We start from the raw sequence: 16,096 nt of genomic DNA on the forward strand, positions 1-16,096 counted from the left end.
AAAGGAGCACTGTGCATCTATTTCGAATCGGCTGGGATTACCTTAAACGCCACAAGGCGGCATTCTTTGCGATTATGGCCCTACAAGCATTCCAGGTTCTACTTTCCCTGGTGCTTCCGGCACTCAATGCAAAAATTATCGATCAAGGTATTCTCGGCAACGATATTCCGCTGATTTGGCGCTATGGCAGCATCATGTTGGTCTTTGCGTGCCTCCAGATCGCAGCCATGGCTGGAGCAATCTATCTCGGTTCAAAAACAGCCATGCGGCTTGGTAGGGAGCTACGCGCTCGGACGTTCCGCCATGTTCAGTCCTTCTCCGCAACCGATCAGCACACTTTTGGCGCACCGACGCTAATTACTCGCACCACAAATGACGTCAGCCAAGTACAAATGGTGATTCTTTTGACGTTCACCGTCATGGTGATGTCGCCGCTGATGGGATTTGGCGGAGTGTTTATGGCTATTCAACAAGATGCAGTACTTTCCTTACTTCTTGTTGTCATCGTGCCAGTATTAGGGCTTCTTATTTTCTTCGTCATGCGGGCCCTATCCCCTCGTTACAAGACTCAGCAAACCCGTATCGACCGAATCAACACCTTACTCCGCGAACAACTCACCGGCGTTCGCGTGATCCGCGCTTTCGTCCGGCAGAAAACTGAAGAAGATAAGTTCACCGACGCCAACCATCGGCTACGCTCAATCTGGCTTCAGATCGGTTTCCTGTGGGCATTTCTTATGCCAGCGGCTTTCCTCGTTATCGGAATCTCCTCGGCTGCCGTCGTCTGGTTTGGCGGGGTGCGCATCGATTCTGGTCACATGCAGGTGGGCACCCTGACGGCATATATCAGCTATCTAATGATGATTATGATGTCGGTGATGATGTCGGGCATGATGGTTATGCTCTTCCCCCGCGGCGAGGTTTCCGCAACGCGAATCGACGAAATCCTCAACACCCGCCCTTCAATTAAAGGGCCAGATTCTCCCCGCATGTTGCCTGCTGAACCGCTGAGCTTCACCTTAGATGACGTAGGGCTACAATACCCAGGAGCTGAACGCCCGGTACTCTCCCACATCTCAATGACCCTAAGCCCGAGAAAAGTCTGCGCGATCATTGGTTCAACTGGATCCGGAAAATCCTCGATTGTACGCCTCTTTCCTCGCCTTATTGATGCCACCAGTGGTCAGGTACGCGCTGGGGATATTCCCGTCACTGACTGTGATCTCACCGAACTTCGCCGCCGTATCGCCGTCGTGCCCCAAAAAGCATTCCTCTTTTCTGGGACGGTAGCGTCTAATGTTGCCGGCGTCGTCTCCCCCGATACCCCAGTGGATCGCGAACGCGTTGAAACCGCATTGAAAGCAGCCCAAGCGTGGGATTTCGTCTCCGATCATGCCGAAGGTATTGACACTCGCGTTGAATCCGGAGGTAAAAACTTCTCTGGTGGTCAGCGTCAACGCCTCACGATTGCCCGAGCTATCTATCGTTGCCTGCCGGATGACGGCGGTAGGCACGGAGCGGATCTGATTATTTTTGACGATTCTTTCTCCGCACTCGATTACGCAACGGACGCCCGCCTGCGCGCTGCCTTACATGAATATATTGGGGATATTGCGATCCTGATTATCGCTCAGCGAGTCTCCACAATTCGCTATGCCGACGAGATACACGTTCTCGAAGCTGGGCAGATTATCGGTTCAGGCACCCACAACGAACTTATGGATACCTGCCAGACATATCAAGAGATCGTTTCCTCCCAGCTCAGTGAGGAGGAAACACGATGAGGCCAGCAGACCCAACCCAGAATTCAGCTCGCGATACCAAAGGTGCGCTTAAGCGCCTTGCCCGCCTACTCAAGCCCGAGTGGCGGCGTATCCTCGCAGCCGTAATCCTCATGCTCTTTGCCGTAGCCAGCTCGGTATTCGCACCGAAACTCCTCGGCGATGCCACGAATGTGATTATTGATGGGATTCAGCATGGCGGTGTCGTTTTCTCTCGCCTAGGCAAAATTTTGCTTCTCATCGTCATCTTGTATGCGATCTCTGCCGTCACAAATTTCACCGCTGGAATCTTCATCCGCCAAGTGGTCCAAAATTTGGGCTATCGTCTGCGCAAATCGGCACAGGCGAAGATTGACCGCATGCCGCTGTCATGGATTGATAAGCAACAGCGCGGCGATCTGCTCTCGCGCGTAACCAACGATATTGATAACATCACCCAAACTCTGATGCAGACCCTAAATCAGGTGATCCATTCAATCTACAGCCTCATTGGCATTATCGCCTTGATGATATGGATCTCTGCGCTGCTCACAGTGATGATGTTGGCGGTGCTGCCTTTCGGTATTGCGGCTCTCCTGGTGATCTTAAAGAAAGCTCGCCCGCATTTTAGGGCACAGTGGAAGCTCACGGGTGACGTATCCGCCATCGTTGAAGAGTCCTTCACCGGGCTCGATGTGGTCACCGCCTACGGTTTAGAAGATGAGTTCACTGAGGTGTTCGATGAGGCCAACTACAAGCTCTATGAGGCAGGATATAAAGGGCAGTTCATCTCTCAGCTTGCCCAGCCGACAATGGGGTTCGTGGCAAATATTGGCTTCGTTATTATCGCTATCGCCGGTTCACTTTTCGTCCTCAGCGGGCGGATGACGATCGGTGGAATCCAAGCCTTTATCCAATATTCACGCCAGCTCAATCAGCCAATCTCCACTCTGGCCTCGATGGCGTCAATGCTTCAATCAGGTGCGGCCTCCGGCGAACGTATCTTCGATTTCCTTGACAGTGAAGAGATGGCACCCGACGCTACCGCCACCTATGAAGAGCTCGTACCAGCCCAGCAGCGCAAAGGCACAATCGTTTTCGACAACGTCCACTTCGGCTACGATCCGGGGCGTACCATTATCAACGGGTTAAGTTTGACGGTCCAGCAGGGTCAGCAAATCGCTATCGTCGGCCCGACCGGAGCAGGAAAGACGACGCTTGTTAATTTGCTGATGCGTTTCTATGAGATTGATTCCGGAGCGATCACGATTGACGGAGTACCTGTCAATACGTTCTCTACTGATTCGCTGCGCGGTCAGATCGGAATGGTACTCCAGGATACCTGGCTGTTTGACGGCACAATCGCAGAAAATATCGCTTTCGGTAAGGACGGCGCAACCCACGAAGAGATCGTCGCCGCCGCAAAAGCCACCGGGGTTGACCATCTGGTTCGCCAGTTGCCCGCCGGATACCAGACCCATATTGATGACGAAGGCGGCAATATTTCAGCCGGCGAAAAGCAGCTCCTTACCATCGCTCGTGCGTATCTATCTGATCCAAGTATCCTCATCCTTGACGAGGCAACCTCATCAGTTGATACCCGCACCGAAATGCTCGTCCAACGCGCAATGAACGAGCTGCGCGAAGGACGCACCTCCTTTGTGATCGCCCACCGCCTCTCAACGATTCGCGATGCGGATCTGATTATGGTGATGGTTGACGGTGACGTGGTAGAACAAGGTACGCACGAAGAGCTCCTAAAGCGCGGCGGCGCCTACTACGACCTGTATCAATCCCAATTCTCTGGGGCTGATAATAGCGACGATTAGCCTACGCGCGGGATGTAGCGGGTGGTGTATGTGTTGCCGGAGCTTTCGTCAGCTCCGGCAACACATTTTGTCCTATAACCCTGTTTTTCGTAGGCCTACCGGCCGGTATCTGCCTACGAAAACAGACCGGATAGCGCCCATCACCACAATGATATGGGCGCTATCCGGCCCGCTACACTACCGATCAGAATCCTAGCTAGCTGTAAGCCGACTCCCCTGGGGAGATCCCTACCGATCTCCCATTACGAGATCCAGTAACTGCTGTGGGGTATGCACGACCTTCCAAGCCTGTGCCTCTTCCTCGGGCCAGCGATCTCCCCAGGTAACGAGGACCGTCCGAATCCCGTGCGCGCCAGCACCCAGAATATCGAAGATACGATCCCCCACCATCAGCACGTCCTCGCGCACCGATTCCCCTGCCAAAAGCTGCGGAACGTCCTGCGCCTCAACTGCTGAGCCTGCCCCAGCGTCTATTACTCCACGGCGATGGAGATCATCTAATGCTGCCGCAACAACGTAGGCCTTACTCTGATGGACCTTTTCGTTCGACGCCCCGCGAATCACATCAAGGTATTGACTCAAGCCGAGATCCTGACAGATCCGCTGTGCTACTTCTTGCACTTTTGATGTGGCAAGCGCAGTCGCATATCCAGCGTCCCGGACCTCCTTAAGCAGCTCGACAACACCTGCGAATACCTGCGTCTCCTTACACATCTGCGCATAGCGTGCCCGATAGTCGTCAATATATCGCTCAATATCGTCTTTCGGCACCCCTAAGGTCGTAAATGTTGACATCAAAGGCGGCCCTACAAAGCGGATATACTCCTCAGCCGGGCGATCCTCACCAGCCAGCTCACGCATCGTCGCCGCAATAGTGCGAGTAATAATCGGCGCCGAATCAGTGAGGGTCCCATCTAGATCAAATAGCAGTGCTCGTAGCATTAGATTCCAAACATTGATAGATCGCCAGCACCCTCACGGGCAATTTCCACTTCACCAGAGGATAGATCAACCACTGTGGTTGGCCCGTCCGTTCCCACTGGGCCATCCACTACCACATCAATGAGATGCCCAATTTCATCGTTGACGATCCAGCCCTCTGCCAGTGGCTCATCGTGGCCCGGCAGAATCAGAGTTGAACATAGCAATGGTTCACCTAATTCACCGACAATTGCCTGCGCAATTTTATGTTGCGGAATACGAACACCCACCGTTGCTTTCTTCGGGTTCAACGTCATTCGCGGAACTTCTTTCGTCCCTTTCAAAATAAACGTGTACGGCCCCGGAGTTAAGGCCTTAACCAACCGAAAATGCCGGTTATCTACGATGACGAGTTGCCCAAGTTGTGCGAAATCATGGCACAACAAGGTGAAATGATGTTTTTCCCCTACCTGACGGATTGCGCGAATCCGATCAAGCCCCGCCTTATTTGCCAAACTACATGCAATGGCATATCCCGAATCCGTCGGCAGCGCAATGACTTCTCCTTGACGAATCCGATCCACAACTTTCATAACATTACGCGGCTGCGGGTTATCTGGATGAATATCAATAAAGGTTGCCATTTTCGTTCTCCTCTCCGAACGCGGCTATGCGCCTATTTAGTTCCGCTATTACCTGCGCTGGCGCACCGGAATCTGCCAGCAGGGATACGTAGTGCTCCGCTTCATGTCGGCGCTGAGCTGACAGTGCCGTATCAATAAGTTCCACCGCGACCGCAGAAGAATGTTCTACCGGATTCCAGCGGCCAAGCCCTAACTGAATGGCTGCGTTACTGTGCCCTAACTCGCGCAAAAGCCGTATGCCATGAGTGAGGGCAATCCCTGTTGGTTCTCGATCTGCCGCCATCTCGCAATAGCGCTGAGCCATATCCACGTCAGTATCCTCACACAGTCGGGCTAACTGAATCAGCGGATACCATGCCCTCGGATCAGCACCAATTTCTTCACCTAAGGCCCATAAGACTAGGTCCATCCGCACGCCATCACCTTGCGAGCTTTGCCCGATTAGCGGATCAGCCATTTGGTGCATGTCATGCGCCTGCCGAATAAGCACTGCCAGCTCATCAAAAGCGGCCGTATCGTTAGGATCTTCAGTTAACCGATCACGCAGTTCTACAGCCTGACGAACACTGATAGAGTTGTGATCGTCCGTATTGAGAACCTGACGCATAAGATCGATAAAAGCCATAGCTCTACCCTATCCGATTCGCCCATATACTGCCCGACACGAAAACCATCAGGAATAACATGCCCTCTGTTCACGATCTTGCCCTCGCCAGAATTCGCGTTGTTCTTGCCGAGCTTGCTCCCGAGATTCCAGCCGATGAGATCATCCCGGCAGCTGATCTATATGACGATCTTGGTTTGGATCAACTCAGTGTGTGGGCATTAGGCGTCGGCTGCGAAAAGATCGCACATATTGCGATAAACGATGCTGATATGTGCGCGCTTCGCACGGTTGCACAGCTATGCCGCTTGATTGAAACTGAGGTTCCAGAAGAATATGCCGATATTGACGAGCTGAACGAGAATACACTGCCTGGCTCGCTACCCTCTGACTCATTATCTTCTAGCTCGCTACCTTCCTCCCCCTCTCGCACTTCCAGCTCGTCGAATATCTCATCTCACCCAATACCGGCCACGCGAAAGGCCGATAATTCCGAGGCTCATTCTGAGCACAATGCGCCGCAATCACGATCCGATTCGCCATCTGGCAGCGCGACTGGCGGCACAGAATCACCTGAGAGCACTTCCGCACAGCCCCTCAGCTCTGACGGCGATATTGCTGAGGCGATGAATGATCTGGCGCGGTTCTTTAATGGCGAATAGCGGCCAGGAACTACTCGAAACACTAAACGACGTAAAGTAATCGACAGTCAAGCCCTCGCAGCACGCCAACTATAACACCCATTTTCCCTGCTACCACAATGAAAAATCGGGAAAATCGCAATACATTTCACTCAACCCCATAGGTAACCACCACCAATTAAAACCCGACTTTCCCGCACCACAACAACAAAAACCCATACAAAACCCGCACATTCTGCCCTATAGCCCTATTGTCCCTCTTTTTGCAGCCTAATCATCGGCATTCTGCTCCAGCATCGCACCACCAACGCCGTGGCTGCTCACAATAGAAAGGGTGCTCTGCACGCACAACCAGAGCACCCCATCGCGCAGGAATTATTCACTATGTTCCCGCGCCCTTAAGATAGTCAGTATCTTTCTTACTCACCCCGCAGCGTCAATGCGGAACTGTTTCATAGTCGTATTCGAGAACGCCGAACACACATCAGCATCAAAGTGTGAACTGACCTTGCGTCCACTTTGCGCTAAGTACATATCCACCGTTTTAGCCGTCACCACCCCACATCCGCTATAGGCTCCAACCTGACCCCAGCTCAGATCCGCTGATGCTGTGTGATTCGGCTCGATGGTAACAAAATCTTCCGACTTTCCCCCATCCCATTCAGGAGGGAACCCCACTATTGCCCCTGACGCATCTCGAAACTGCATAGCCGGGGACGCCGGAATAGCACATGCCTGCGTAGAGATATTCTTAGCATCCACACGGTAGTGAATAGATCCCGCCGCTCCTGATCCCGGCGGATTAACGACCTGCATGTGCAGTTGTTCTGGGGTGCAAATCGGCTTGCCATCCAGGGTTCTCGTGATGACGCTTTCATCTGGAGCTAGCTGCGCCGGTGCTGAAGGATTCGCCGCCGAAGAAGATACCTGCTGTGTCGCGTCAGAAGACGGAGTTGCCGCCGATGGTGCCGACGAGGGCGACGGAGTAGCTGACGAAGAAGCCGCCTGCGAAGAACTCGACTCTGATGATGGAGCAGATGTTCCCTGCTTTATCTCAGAAGAATCGCTACATGCAGATAAGCTGAGCGCTGCTACAGCGATAAGGGTAAACACATAACAACCACGCTGTCTTTTCATGGCGTTATCCTACGCCGCCACACGATGAGAGTCGAGAGATTCAACCACTGAAAATATCGCTCATTTGGGTACACCTTGGGCCTACCAATGCGTTAGACCAGCGCTGGTGAACCACCTCAGCTCACCCGATGCAACCACCGTACCGGCGCACCTGCCCCAGCGTAACGGAATACTTCCAGCTCGTCATCCCACGCTTGACCCAATGCCACGTCAAGCAACCGCCGCAGCTCCTGCGGATCACCGTGAGAATCCTCGATAGCTGCTCGAATTCGATTCTCTGGTACGACCACATTCCCTAATAGATCAGTCTGCGCATAAAAGATTCCCAATCCGGGAGTACACGACCAACGCCCACCCTCCGTCATCGCAGTGGGTTCTTCGGTTATCTCAAAGCGCAGGTGCTCCCAACCACCTAATGCCGAGGCGATTTGGGCCCCAATTCCAGCTTCACCCGTCCATGAAAGTTCGCCGCGATTCATATTCGGCAGGGCTGGCTGTTTCGTCCACTCAAAGTGCGCACGATATCCGAGCACGCTTGTTACCGTCCATTCAACATGCGGTTGAACCGCCGGAGGGACGGAATGAATGAAAATAATTCCACGAGTGGATTTTGTACTCACCATGACCTCCTCTTGGGTGAAATTCCCCGTAACACCCACCAAGGTCAGGCACAACTAATGTACCACACTCGTATTAATCGTCATAGCTTCGGCGACCCCTACGAGCTATTAGCGACCGCCTCCACCTGCCGCACTTCACAGACCCTTCAGCGCTTGTAGCGCCTTCTTCCGTTCCGAGCGAGCAAGACGATCAATATACAAGCGCCCATCTAGATGGTCCACCTCATGCTGGATTAAGCGCCCCCAAATCTCTTCACCCTCAACAACCACGGGATTACCCGCTAGATCAATCCCCTCCGCACGGGCATACCAGGAACGTTGGCACGGAAACCATAACTGCGGGACGGATAAACACCCTTCCTCACCGTCTTGTATCTCCTCTGACAGCTCGACGATAACCGGATTGAGAATGTAGCCCTTTTTCCCGTCGATATTCCAGGAAAAGGCACGATACGACACCCCGATCTGGTTCGCTGCCAAGCCGGCCCGCCCTGGCTCATCGACAGTCTCCAACAAATCAGCCACAAGCTGCCGAATCCCTGGCGTCACTTTCGTAATCGGATCACAGGGAGTACGCAGTACGGGATCACCAACAATGCGAATATCGCGATAGGTCATAAAGCACTTCCTTCATCCATATCAATGCCTACAGTCTCACGTAACTGCGCATCAAGAACATCTATAGCAAGTTGATCGCTGGCATGCATCGACCCATCGACAATGATCTGGGTAAAGAGCGAATCATCGGCATTACGACGCACATATCCGCGTGCCACTGCGCCCGTAGATAACTCGGTAGTCATCATATAAACAATGGAGCGTTCAATACGCTCGTAGATCATCGTCACCATTCGAGGATCAGTATCCGGATGAACACGTAAACACAACGGAGCCATATCTGGATCGACGAAAGAAATATCGAGTCGACGCAGTTCTTCATCCCAAGAAGCGCTCTCGCAATCCGACCAGGCATATTCCCGCAGATTTTCACGATTTTCAGCTTGCGTCAGCACCACGAAAATGCCATCCCACCCTGCGATCCAGCCAGAAAAATCCTCTGATTTCTCCGCAGTCAACACTAGATCGTCAGAAGAATCAAAGGTTACAACCGAGGCCCCCTGGTAACGATGCACCGGATCAAGTTCCATAATTTTCGCCGCGGCTGCCGGTTTACCCCGCCCTTTCGTCAAAATCTCAGGATAGGAGCGGTGAACCAAAGACGAACGCCGGAATTTCATATCGCTACCCCATCACCGACGCTAACTGCACAGGAATCTCAGACCACAGCACAGCGCCACTGCAAAAAGATTGGTTATCGCTATGGCTCGCTTCAAGCGTCGGCTCACATATATGCCCTACTGTTATGTCACATAACTGATCTCCATCGGCTGCCCGAACAGCGGAAACCTCCGAATAGGGCGCAGAGCTATTGCTGTTATCTTTCATTGATCGCACATGTGAGCCGGCAAAATATCCCAGGATCATCAAGATAATCCCCGCAATGAGACCGAACAGAAGAATTTTTCGTTTCTGAGCACGCAGTTGCTCCTGAGCAATCCGCTGTTCTTCGGCAACTCGTCGTTCTTCCTCAGATACTGGCAAGGCAGCGGAGACCTGCGAGGCATTGTGGGATGACGGTTCAAAGGCGAACCCTTCTTCAGCGTTATCCTCACCAGATTGGAAAGCACCCATACTCTGCCTTTCCCCAGATGACGAGCCTGCCTAGCAGCGTGAACAAAGCTATCCGCTGTGCCCCCAGCAGGACTCGAACCCGCGACCCAAGAATTATGAGTTCCCTGCTCTAACCATCTGAGCTATGGGGGCTAACGCATGACATTCCTCAACGAAAAATGCCTGCCCAGACAGTTTACCTCACGCAGGCGGCCACATCGAACCAAAGGGATGTGCGCTACGGAATTGACATATCTGGCACAGATCACCCTCATACGCCGGATGACGTGCCCCGCAGCGCTGACAAGAAACCGTCTCAAGATGAGCAAGAACACGTTTTTCCCGTTGAAGCATGTCCGATAGCGGCAAGGCATGATCCGCATTTAAGGCGTGCAATGGGCACAGTACGAGGCACTGACGTTCCCCACGGCATCTATTCGCATGATGAACAAGGCGCGAACCCGTAGCGTCATGACGCAATTCCAAAGCCTCATGCGGGCATGCCTGCACACATACCCCACAGGCGTTACATCCCTGCGCACGCAAATCAACCGCACCCAAGGGGGCAGCCATTGCCTGCCCACTGTGAATCAAGCCGCGAGCGCGCAGAACGTCGATAGCGGCCAAGGTGCGCGTGGCGTCATCTGCTCGAATGGGAATAGGGCTGCGATCGCTCAGCCCCAACCCCAGTATCATCCGCCGAGGCAATGTGATCTCGCCAAGGATAAGCGAGACGTGCTTACGTCGTATTCCACGGGTAACGGGGCTGGCACTACTGACACACGTGGGCGTGAGCGACTGCCATGCGAGTAACTGCTCTCGACAGCGCTCATCATGCTGTGGGCATTCCGCCACGCCAACATGCCCAACGCCTAGCGCGCATAGCTGGGCAGGCAAACCAATAGAGGCCTCATAGAGGCAGGTATCCCACACTACGAGGGTAGTGCCAGGCCCGTAGTATGCCGTCGGTGTTTCCCGGCAACATAAGACGATCTGCCGAGGTGGATCATGGGCAAGGATCCAGCGCAATAATGCGGTTACTTCCTCACCCATATCGCCTCTAACACCTTGAGCTTTCCATTAAATCCATCCGCTTATGTGCGTCGAATTTGTTTCCTACCGTTGAGCATACAATCTAAGGCCTGCTGGCTGTCAGAGGAAAATCTTGGTCGATTTCCCAGGTGCGCGTGCCTCTACCGTTATTCCCATTCAGCACGGTTCGGATCGATCCCATGCGCTCGGGCATTTGCTTCAATCGCTTCACATACCCATTGCGCAAGACCTGCGCCGCGTTGCTCGTAATAGTCTGTGAACCGCGGATCGTTCACATACATTTTCCCGAGTAGTACATGCTTAGAATACGTAATCTCGAAATGATGTTTGGAGCAGAGCTTTCGATATTCTTCAATCACAGATACGGACTGATCCGCATCGGGAGAAATGCCGGCAGAGCACAGTTCACTCATTTTCTCTTCGATTTTCTGCATGCGTTCTCGATGAGATTGCCAGTCATTATTCGTCAGATTGGCTAGATTAGCTTGGGTTTCTTTCCAGTCAGAAGTTTCACCCCATTTTTCTTGAGCCTCGGCTTCCCATTCAGGTAACCACTCTTTGCCCATGAGTGTCGCTTTTTCTTCAACACTTAACGTTCTACCCTTCACACATTCCTCCAGTAACTGACGAACCGCGTTGATTTTCTGTTGTAACTGCCTAGACGTTTCCGCTAAAAGTTCCAACTGAATCCGCAGGTGTTTCTCTTCACTGTGCGAACTGCCCAATAACTCTTTGATCTTCTCTAGGCTCATGCCGGTTTCTCGATACAACAGCGATTGTTGTATGCGCTTAATATCTTGCTTTGAGTACAAGCGGTATCCGTTTGGCAATCGCTCAGAGGGTGAAACGAGCCCTACATGATCCCAATGATGGAGCAGTCGAACGCTCACTCCGCACAGCTGTGCAACCTCTTTCACGAGCCATCCGTCTCTCATCATTCCCCTCCTATCAACATGCCGTATTTTCATTAAAAACTATTCGGTTACGTTAGGGTCAAACGCTTTCACAGGCGCGAGCAAAAAATAATCTCTCCTGCCTTTGTGGGGGCAGACCGAAGAAGCCAACTGCTTGGGCATGCACTCGGCTAGCACCTTATTGCTTACCCGCCTTAGCCTCAGGGTTCCATTCTGTTGCCAGATAACACGCGGATATTATCTGCACAGTGCGCACCGCCGTAGCGGGTCAACGCATAGCAGAGCATGAGTTCAATCAGTTCAATTCCGTATTACGCTCGCGGTATTTTTCCCAACGCGCTATTCGTTAACCTCGTATCCGCTCATTCACGGAAACAATCGGCATTTTTCCTCGCCAGTGTATCTTTCTCAGTACTCGCACCTTGTACGGCCGTGTTGAGTAAACAGATCCCAGCGGATGGCTGTTATTCGCCATTCTCTTTATCAGCCAATCCCCTGACCGTCATTAGCCAAACTATTAGCTCTCATTCGCGCTATCAGCACTGGCGCAATCACGTGGAGAATACCGACTCGAACTATCGTCAGCCATCAATGTCGCTAACGCTAACTGACACATCGCTTTGAACGTCGTACTTGTCGTCTCGCGTGCCAGTTGCTCAAGCTGATCGTAAATCCATTTCTCCACATGGCAACGACGAAACTCGTACAATACTGCGCTAACTGGACGCGACGATTCGCAGTTATCTTCGCACGTATTCTCTTGTATTCCATTCCCCGAGGCGCCCTGATTATCTCGCTCATCTGATCGCTCACGGCTTCGTCGCTCGGTGGCACAAGATTCATCCGCAGGCCGAATAGCTGGCGCACACTGGGCAGGTGCTGAATTCTCTGGATCTTGTTTTAGATAATCCTGTTTCACCGGATGCGCATAATCCCCAGATGCTTGCGGGTTGCCCCCACGCTGCTCCAAAGGCTGGCATACATTTGGCGTGCTCCTCCGATTCTCCTGAGCCTCACGCGCATACAGGTATGCCAAAAATCCGAGCTCGACAGATACATGATCGAGTGGAATTCCAGGCATCCCCAAAGGGATATATCCGGCAGCTTCATAATCACGACGTCGTTCTTGCGGTAGAAAAACGCCGGACTGGGGCGCCCACTGGCGTTGAGTCAACATCAACACCTGAGTTCCACTACATAGGCGCCGGTACTCGGCTGCAACAATCGCAAGTGGCTCATCACTACACGCTAATTGCGCTAGCGCTGCCTCAGTACCTTGTGTGCGAACAGGATACGTCTGGCTCATATCCGCACGTCGAAAACGCTCGATAACGTGAGCCTGCGGTGGCTCTACGAAGAAACGGCTCACCGCATGTAGCGCAGTAGACATACCAAATGCAAAGACGCTGCGTTGCGGCATCTGCGACTGCCAAGACATTTGATCTTTCACCACCTGATCCACGGTTCGATTTCCTGCTCCTGTTCCGCCAGATACTACCCGATCACCACCCTTGCCACTCTCTTATAACGCGATAGATCACAAGCACCGGAAACTCACGGCGATACTCACGCAACAAAACACGCCCAACGAATATCTATCCCATGAGCACATTTTCCGTCCTCACCTCATTTTACTGCCTACCCGCTGGCTGAGCACTGCACTAAATATGTAGGATCAAGCTATGGAGTTTTTTGGGATCTCAGGTGGGGAATGCATCATCATTCTCATCGTGTGCATTATTGTGCTTGGTCCCGAAGCAATTATTCAAGGGCTGAGAACCCTGCGATCAGCTATTAATGCGGCAAAAGGTTTCTCTGCCCGAGTACGCGAAGAAACTCGGTCCGATCTCTCTGCTACTGGGCTCAGCGATCTGACGTCCTCTCTGGATTTCAGTGGGCTTGATCCTCGGCAGATGATTCGCAATGCCGTTCGCGAGGAAATGGATGCGTGGATGAAACAAGCACAAAGCTCGCCTGCCACGCCATCACAATCTCCGCCTGCAACTCCGCCGATCCCTCCCACTGCCGCGCCAACACACCCAGCCTAGCTCTGGCTTCGAAAGGACTCGCAATGAAACCGGTTCACGTTATCATCGTTATTATCGTCTTGCTTATCCTCTTTGGTACTGCCAAACTGCCCGATATTGCCCGCTCCCTCGGTCAGTCTGCCAAAATCATTAAGAAAGAGATGCGAGAACTAGGCGAGGACGAAAACAAAGCTCTTCCCCCAACTCAGCCAACCGCAGGAAGCTATCCACCCCCCGCCTATCCAGCGCCGGGAACTGGAGCATATCAACCTGGCTATCCTTACCCGCAGCCGACTGCACAGCCCGCCGCTAATCCTGGCGCGTATCCGCCGGCCGCAGCTCCGGGGCAACCGGTCGGCTACCCCTATGGCTATCCACAGCCGGGCATGACTCCCCCAGCAGCCGCCCCTGGATATGAGGTAGGAAATACCCCAGCCGGAACTAACCCGAATCAGCCTGCCACGCCCCCCAATCCAACTGACGAAACCCCCAACACAAACGCATAATTCTGCACTCGGAAAGAGATCTCCCGCCGTGAAACGTTCCCGTAATCCTGAAGGTGTCATGCCTATTCGCGCACACCTAAGGGAACTGCGTAAACGTATCCTATGGAGCTTATTTGGGATATTCTGCGGAGCCATCGCCGGATGGTTTTTATACGATCCGGCGATGAAGTGGATTACCACTCCTCTGATTGAGCGAACCGACCATGCCGCAGTCCTTAATTTTGAAACCATCGGCGCAGCTTTCGATCTCAAACTCCGACTGTCTATCTGGATTGGCGTACTCATTTCCAGCCCGTGGTGGGTTATTCAGCTCTTCGCCTTTATCTTCCCAGGGCTCAAACGACGCGAGAAGCTCTACGTCCTCATCTTTGGCTTTGCCGGTATCCTTCTCTTTGCTGCCGGTGCCACCTCCGGGATTATGATGGCCCCCCGAGCAGTCGAAATCCTCGCATCGTTCACCCCAGAAAATGCCGTGAACTTCCTGCGCGCCACGACCTACGTCACCTTCTACATGCGGCTCGTTCTTGCTTTTGGATTATCCGCATTACTGCCTGAAGTCCTCGTCGTCCTGAATTTCATTGGGATATTGTCGTGGCGGGCTATGCTGCGGGCATGGCGTTGGGCGGTTGTTGTCTGTTTTGTTTTCGCAGCTATCGCTAATCCTCTTCCCTCACCCTGGCCAATGACGATTCAAGCCTTTATCCTCATTGCCTTGTATATATTGGCGGTCGGGATTTCGTATATCCACGATCGGATTATTGCCCGACGCCGGGCACGTATCGACGCTGCGCTAGAGGCACACGCTACCTCTTCGGTTAATACTGACGGATACGCTAACGAACACCAGTCCTATACCGATGGACGGGGCAGCGCCTCGCACACCGACTACCCGCCCTACCAGGTGGACGCCACTGCGCCTTATCCCCCAGCCAGCTCAACACGTACCTCAGGAGCTCCGGCAGGGCAGCCCGAGGCCTCCGAGGTTCACTCCGATATACCTATCATCCAGCCTGCTCCGCTCTACACCACGCCGATTCCCCCTCCGCTCATTCCACCAACGAGCGTGCCTCCTAAGGATTCAACCGGAGCATAGCCCTCACGGCGGATCCTCCAGGATTTGTAACGATCTCCGAGCAGGGATTTGAGATCTCTGAGCAAGTTTTCAGGATCTTTGAGTGCAGGGTTCTTTCCTTCCTCGCTTACGCCGCCGTCCGTCCTCTCTCCGCAGCTTTCTCACTCGCTGTTTTAGCTCTTCTCTCTTTTTTTCCCCCCCCCATGTGGAATTTTCCTTTGCTATGTAGATATGCCATTATTTTTCTGTGCAACACATATATTTTCTCTGCCGTTGCACATCTGACACGCTAGCTGTTTCGACCCAGTAAACTGACATGTGAATAGCACTGCTATTAACTGGTTCATACCGGAAGGAAAGCTATGTCTAACGAAGAGAAGAAGATGGCTGTCATGGATGCGTGGCTTGCCGCAGTTGCTGAAGAAATCGGTGCTCCCATTGACGTGATCCGCACCCACCGAGACGAATTACTCAACCTCGTCTCAACAATCGCTCACGGCCCCTCCCGCCCTGGCGCCCCTATGACGATGTTCCTCCTGGGCATGTGCGCCGCACAAGAGAGCGATGTCAGCGCGCTAACCGCCAAAGTTAGCGACCTCGCACAGCGCTACACACCTGCCGAATAATACGATCATCGTGGCGGGGGCGAGGCGAGGGGGAAAAGGCGATCTGGCCAGGTTTCCCAACCGATTTTTTT

General features: G+C 53.0%; 18 protein-coding genes and 1 tRNA gene. 7 read left to right on the top strand and 12 right to left on the bottom strand.

The annotated features are described in order from the left end of the window. Positions 1-11: 11 nt before the first annotated feature. On the top strand, positions 12-1,784 hold the full coding sequence (locus tag ACLHIJ_RS02940) for an ABC transporter ATP-binding protein (protein ID WP_411298443.1): 1,773 nt from the start codon (positions 12-14) through the stop codon (positions 1,782-1,784). Beyond that, positions 1,781-3,589, top strand: coding sequence for an ABC transporter ATP-binding protein (locus ACLHIJ_RS02945; RefSeq protein WP_411298444.1), 1,809 nt, complete (start codon positions 1,781-1,783; stop codon positions 3,587-3,589). The genes ACLHIJ_RS02940 and ACLHIJ_RS02945 overlap by 4 nt, the downstream gene beginning before the upstream one ends. 228 nt (positions 3,590-3,817) lie before the next feature. On the opposite strand, the gene ACLHIJ_RS02950 is transcribed toward ACLHIJ_RS02945, so the two are convergent. The 3 genes from ACLHIJ_RS02950 to ACLHIJ_RS02960 are packed head-to-tail and all read right to left on the bottom strand — an operon-like array spanning position 3,818 to position 5,779. Next, a complete protein-coding gene (locus tag ACLHIJ_RS02950; protein ID WP_411296216.1) occupies positions 3,818-4,531 on the bottom strand; it encodes an HAD hydrolase-like protein in 714 nt (237 codons plus the stop codon). Beyond that, positions 4,531-5,154, bottom strand: a complete 624-nt coding sequence (locus tag ACLHIJ_RS02955; protein WP_411296214.1) for an L-threonylcarbamoyladenylate synthase — start codon at positions 5,152-5,154, stop codon at positions 4,531-4,533. Before ACLHIJ_RS02955 ends, ACLHIJ_RS02950 begins: the two co-directional genes overlap by 1 nt. Beyond that, on the bottom strand, positions 5,138-5,779 hold the full coding sequence (locus ACLHIJ_RS02960; protein WP_411296213.1) for a hypothetical protein: 642 nt from the start codon (positions 5,777-5,779) through the stop codon (positions 5,138-5,140). Before ACLHIJ_RS02960 ends, ACLHIJ_RS02955 begins: the two co-directional genes overlap by 17 nt. Positions 5,780-5,838: 59 nt before the next feature. Here ACLHIJ_RS02960 and ACLHIJ_RS02965 point away from each other — a divergent pair, with 59 nt between their 5' ends. Continuing rightward, complete coding sequence (locus tag ACLHIJ_RS02965; RefSeq protein WP_411296212.1) at positions 5,839-6,420, top strand: acyl carrier protein; 582 nt, start codon at positions 5,839-5,841, stop codon at positions 6,418-6,420. 402 nt (positions 6,421-6,822) lie between these two features. Here ACLHIJ_RS02965 and ACLHIJ_RS02970 read toward each other — a convergent pair whose 3' ends face one another. The 9 genes from ACLHIJ_RS02970 to ACLHIJ_RS03010 all read right to left on the bottom strand — a co-directional run bounded on the left by ACLHIJ_RS02970 (position 6,823) and on the right by ACLHIJ_RS03010 (position 13,256). After that, positions 6,823-7,536, bottom strand: a complete 714-nt coding sequence (locus ACLHIJ_RS02970; RefSeq protein ID WP_411298445.1) for a DUF4232 domain-containing protein — start codon at positions 7,534-7,536, stop codon at positions 6,823-6,825. 116 nt (positions 7,537-7,652) lie between these two features. Further along, positions 7,653-8,159 (bottom strand): DUF3145 domain-containing protein, encoded by a 507-nt coding sequence (locus tag ACLHIJ_RS02975; protein WP_411296209.1) that lies wholly within the window; start codon positions 8,157-8,159, stop codon positions 7,653-7,655. Positions 8,160-8,291: 132 nt separating this feature from the next. Continuing rightward, entirely contained in the window at positions 8,292-8,774 is a 483-nt protein-coding gene (gene def / locus ACLHIJ_RS02980) for a peptide deformylase (protein WP_411296208.1), read from the bottom strand. Further along, positions 8,771-9,394 (bottom strand): hypothetical protein, encoded by a 624-nt coding sequence (locus ACLHIJ_RS02985; protein WP_411298446.1) that lies wholly within the window; start codon positions 9,392-9,394, stop codon positions 8,771-8,773. The genes def and ACLHIJ_RS02985 overlap by 4 nt, the downstream gene beginning before the upstream one ends. 4 nt (positions 9,395-9,398) lie before the next feature. After that, positions 9,399-9,848, bottom strand: coding sequence for a hypothetical protein (locus ACLHIJ_RS02990; protein ID WP_411298447.1), 450 nt, complete (start codon positions 9,846-9,848; stop codon positions 9,399-9,401). Between the two features lie 58 nt (positions 9,849-9,906). Next, positions 9,907-9,980 (bottom strand) — tRNA-Ile (locus tag ACLHIJ_RS02995). Positions 9,981-10,028: 48 nt separating this feature from the next. Then, the gene (locus ACLHIJ_RS03000; protein WP_411296202.1) at positions 10,029-10,880 is read right to left on the bottom strand and encodes a 4Fe-4S dicluster domain-containing protein; all 852 of its coding nucleotides are present in this window, start codon (positions 10,878-10,880) and stop codon (positions 10,029-10,031) included. A gap of 146 nt (positions 10,881-11,026) precedes the next feature. Further along, positions 11,027-11,797 (bottom strand): MerR family transcriptional regulator, encoded by a 771-nt coding sequence (locus ACLHIJ_RS03005; protein WP_411296200.1) that lies wholly within the window; start codon positions 11,795-11,797, stop codon positions 11,027-11,029. A 514-nt stretch (positions 11,798-12,311) separates the two neighbouring features. Continuing rightward, the gene (locus ACLHIJ_RS03010; protein ID WP_411296199.1) at positions 12,312-13,256 is read right to left on the bottom strand and encodes a hypothetical protein; all 945 of its coding nucleotides are present in this window, start codon (positions 13,254-13,256) and stop codon (positions 12,312-12,314) included. Between the two features lie 220 nt (positions 13,257-13,476). Here ACLHIJ_RS03010 and ACLHIJ_RS03015 point away from each other — a divergent pair, with 220 nt between their 5' ends. The 4 genes from ACLHIJ_RS03015 (at position 13,477) to ACLHIJ_RS03030 (ending at position 16,025) form a co-directional block, all read left to right on the top strand. Then, a complete protein-coding gene (locus tag ACLHIJ_RS03015; RefSeq protein WP_411296198.1) occupies positions 13,477-13,842 on the top strand; it encodes a translocase in 366 nt (121 codons plus the stop codon). Positions 13,843-13,865: 23 nt separating this feature from the next. Further along, on the top strand, positions 13,866-14,327 hold the full coding sequence (locus tag ACLHIJ_RS03020) for a twin-arginine translocase TatA/TatE family subunit (RefSeq protein WP_411296197.1): 462 nt from the start codon (positions 13,866-13,868) through the stop codon (positions 14,325-14,327). A gap of 58 nt (positions 14,328-14,385) precedes the next feature. Further along, positions 14,386-15,420: a twin-arginine translocase subunit TatC gene (gene tatC / locus ACLHIJ_RS03025; RefSeq protein WP_411298452.1), complete on the top strand. Its 1,035-nt coding sequence runs from the start codon at positions 14,386-14,388 to the stop codon at positions 15,418-15,420. A 341-nt stretch (positions 15,421-15,761) separates the two neighbouring features. Then, positions 15,762-16,025 carry a DUF6457 domain-containing protein gene (locus ACLHIJ_RS03030; protein ID WP_411296196.1) on the top strand — a complete coding sequence of 88 codons (264 nt, stop codon included), beginning with the start codon at positions 15,762-15,764 and terminating at the stop codon, positions 16,023-16,025. Positions 16,026-16,096: the final 71 nt, after the last annotated feature.

The sequence above is a fragment of the Trueperella sp. LYQ141 genome, from assembly GCF_046599555.1.
Classification (GTDB): domain Bacteria; phylum Actinomycetota; class Actinomycetes; order Actinomycetales; family Actinomycetaceae; genus Trueperella.

Bases quoted from the DNA above. Each gene is read 5' to 3' on its own strand.
- ACLHIJ_RS02965 (WP_411296212.1), top strand. From the start codon at position 5,839: ATGCCCTCTGTTCACGATCTTGCCCTCGCCAGAATTCGCGTTGTTCTT.
- ACLHIJ_RS02990 (WP_411298447.1), bottom strand. From the start codon at position 9,848: ATGGGTGCTTTCCAATCTGGTGAGGATAACGCTGAAGAAGGGTTCGCC.
- ACLHIJ_RS02950 (WP_411296216.1), bottom strand. From the start codon at position 4,531: ATGCTACGAGCACTGCTATTTGATCTAGATGGGACCCTCACTGATTCG.
- ACLHIJ_RS03020 (WP_411296197.1), top strand. From the start codon at position 13,866: ATGAAACCGGTTCACGTTATCATCGTTATTATCGTCTTGCTTATCCTC.
- ACLHIJ_RS03030 (WP_411296196.1), top strand. From the start codon at position 15,762: ATGTCTAACGAAGAGAAGAAGATGGCTGTCATGGATGCGTGGCTTGCC.
- ACLHIJ_RS02945 (WP_411298444.1), top strand. From the start codon at position 1,781: ATGAGGCCAGCAGACCCAACCCAGAATTCAGCTCGCGATACCAAAGGT.
- ACLHIJ_RS02970 (WP_411298445.1), bottom strand. From the start codon at position 7,536: ATGAAAAGACAGCGTGGTTGTTATGTGTTTACCCTTATCGCTGTAGCA.
- ACLHIJ_RS02985 (WP_411298446.1), bottom strand. From the start codon at position 9,394: ATGAAATTCCGGCGTTCGTCTTTGGTTCACCGCTCCTATCCTGAGATT.
- ACLHIJ_RS02955 (WP_411296214.1), bottom strand. From the start codon at position 5,154: ATGGCAACCTTTATTGATATTCATCCAGATAACCCGCAGCCGCGTAAT.
- def (WP_411296208.1), bottom strand. From the start codon at position 8,774: ATGACCTATCGCGATATTCGCATTGTTGGTGATCCCGTACTGCGTACT.
- ACLHIJ_RS02960 (WP_411296213.1), bottom strand. From the start codon at position 5,779: ATGGCTTTTATCGATCTTATGCGTCAGGTTCTCAATACGGACGATCAC.
- tatC (WP_411298452.1), top strand. From the start codon at position 14,386: ATGCCTATTCGCGCACACCTAAGGGAACTGCGTAAACGTATCCTATGG.
- ACLHIJ_RS03000 (WP_411296202.1), bottom strand. From the start codon at position 10,880: ATGGGTGAGGAAGTAACCGCATTATTGCGCTGGATCCTTGCCCATGAT.
- ACLHIJ_RS03015 (WP_411296198.1), top strand. From the start codon at position 13,477: ATGGAGTTTTTTGGGATCTCAGGTGGGGAATGCATCATCATTCTCATC.
- ACLHIJ_RS02975 (WP_411296209.1), bottom strand. From the start codon at position 8,159: ATGGTGAGTACAAAATCCACTCGTGGAATTATTTTCATTCATTCCGTC.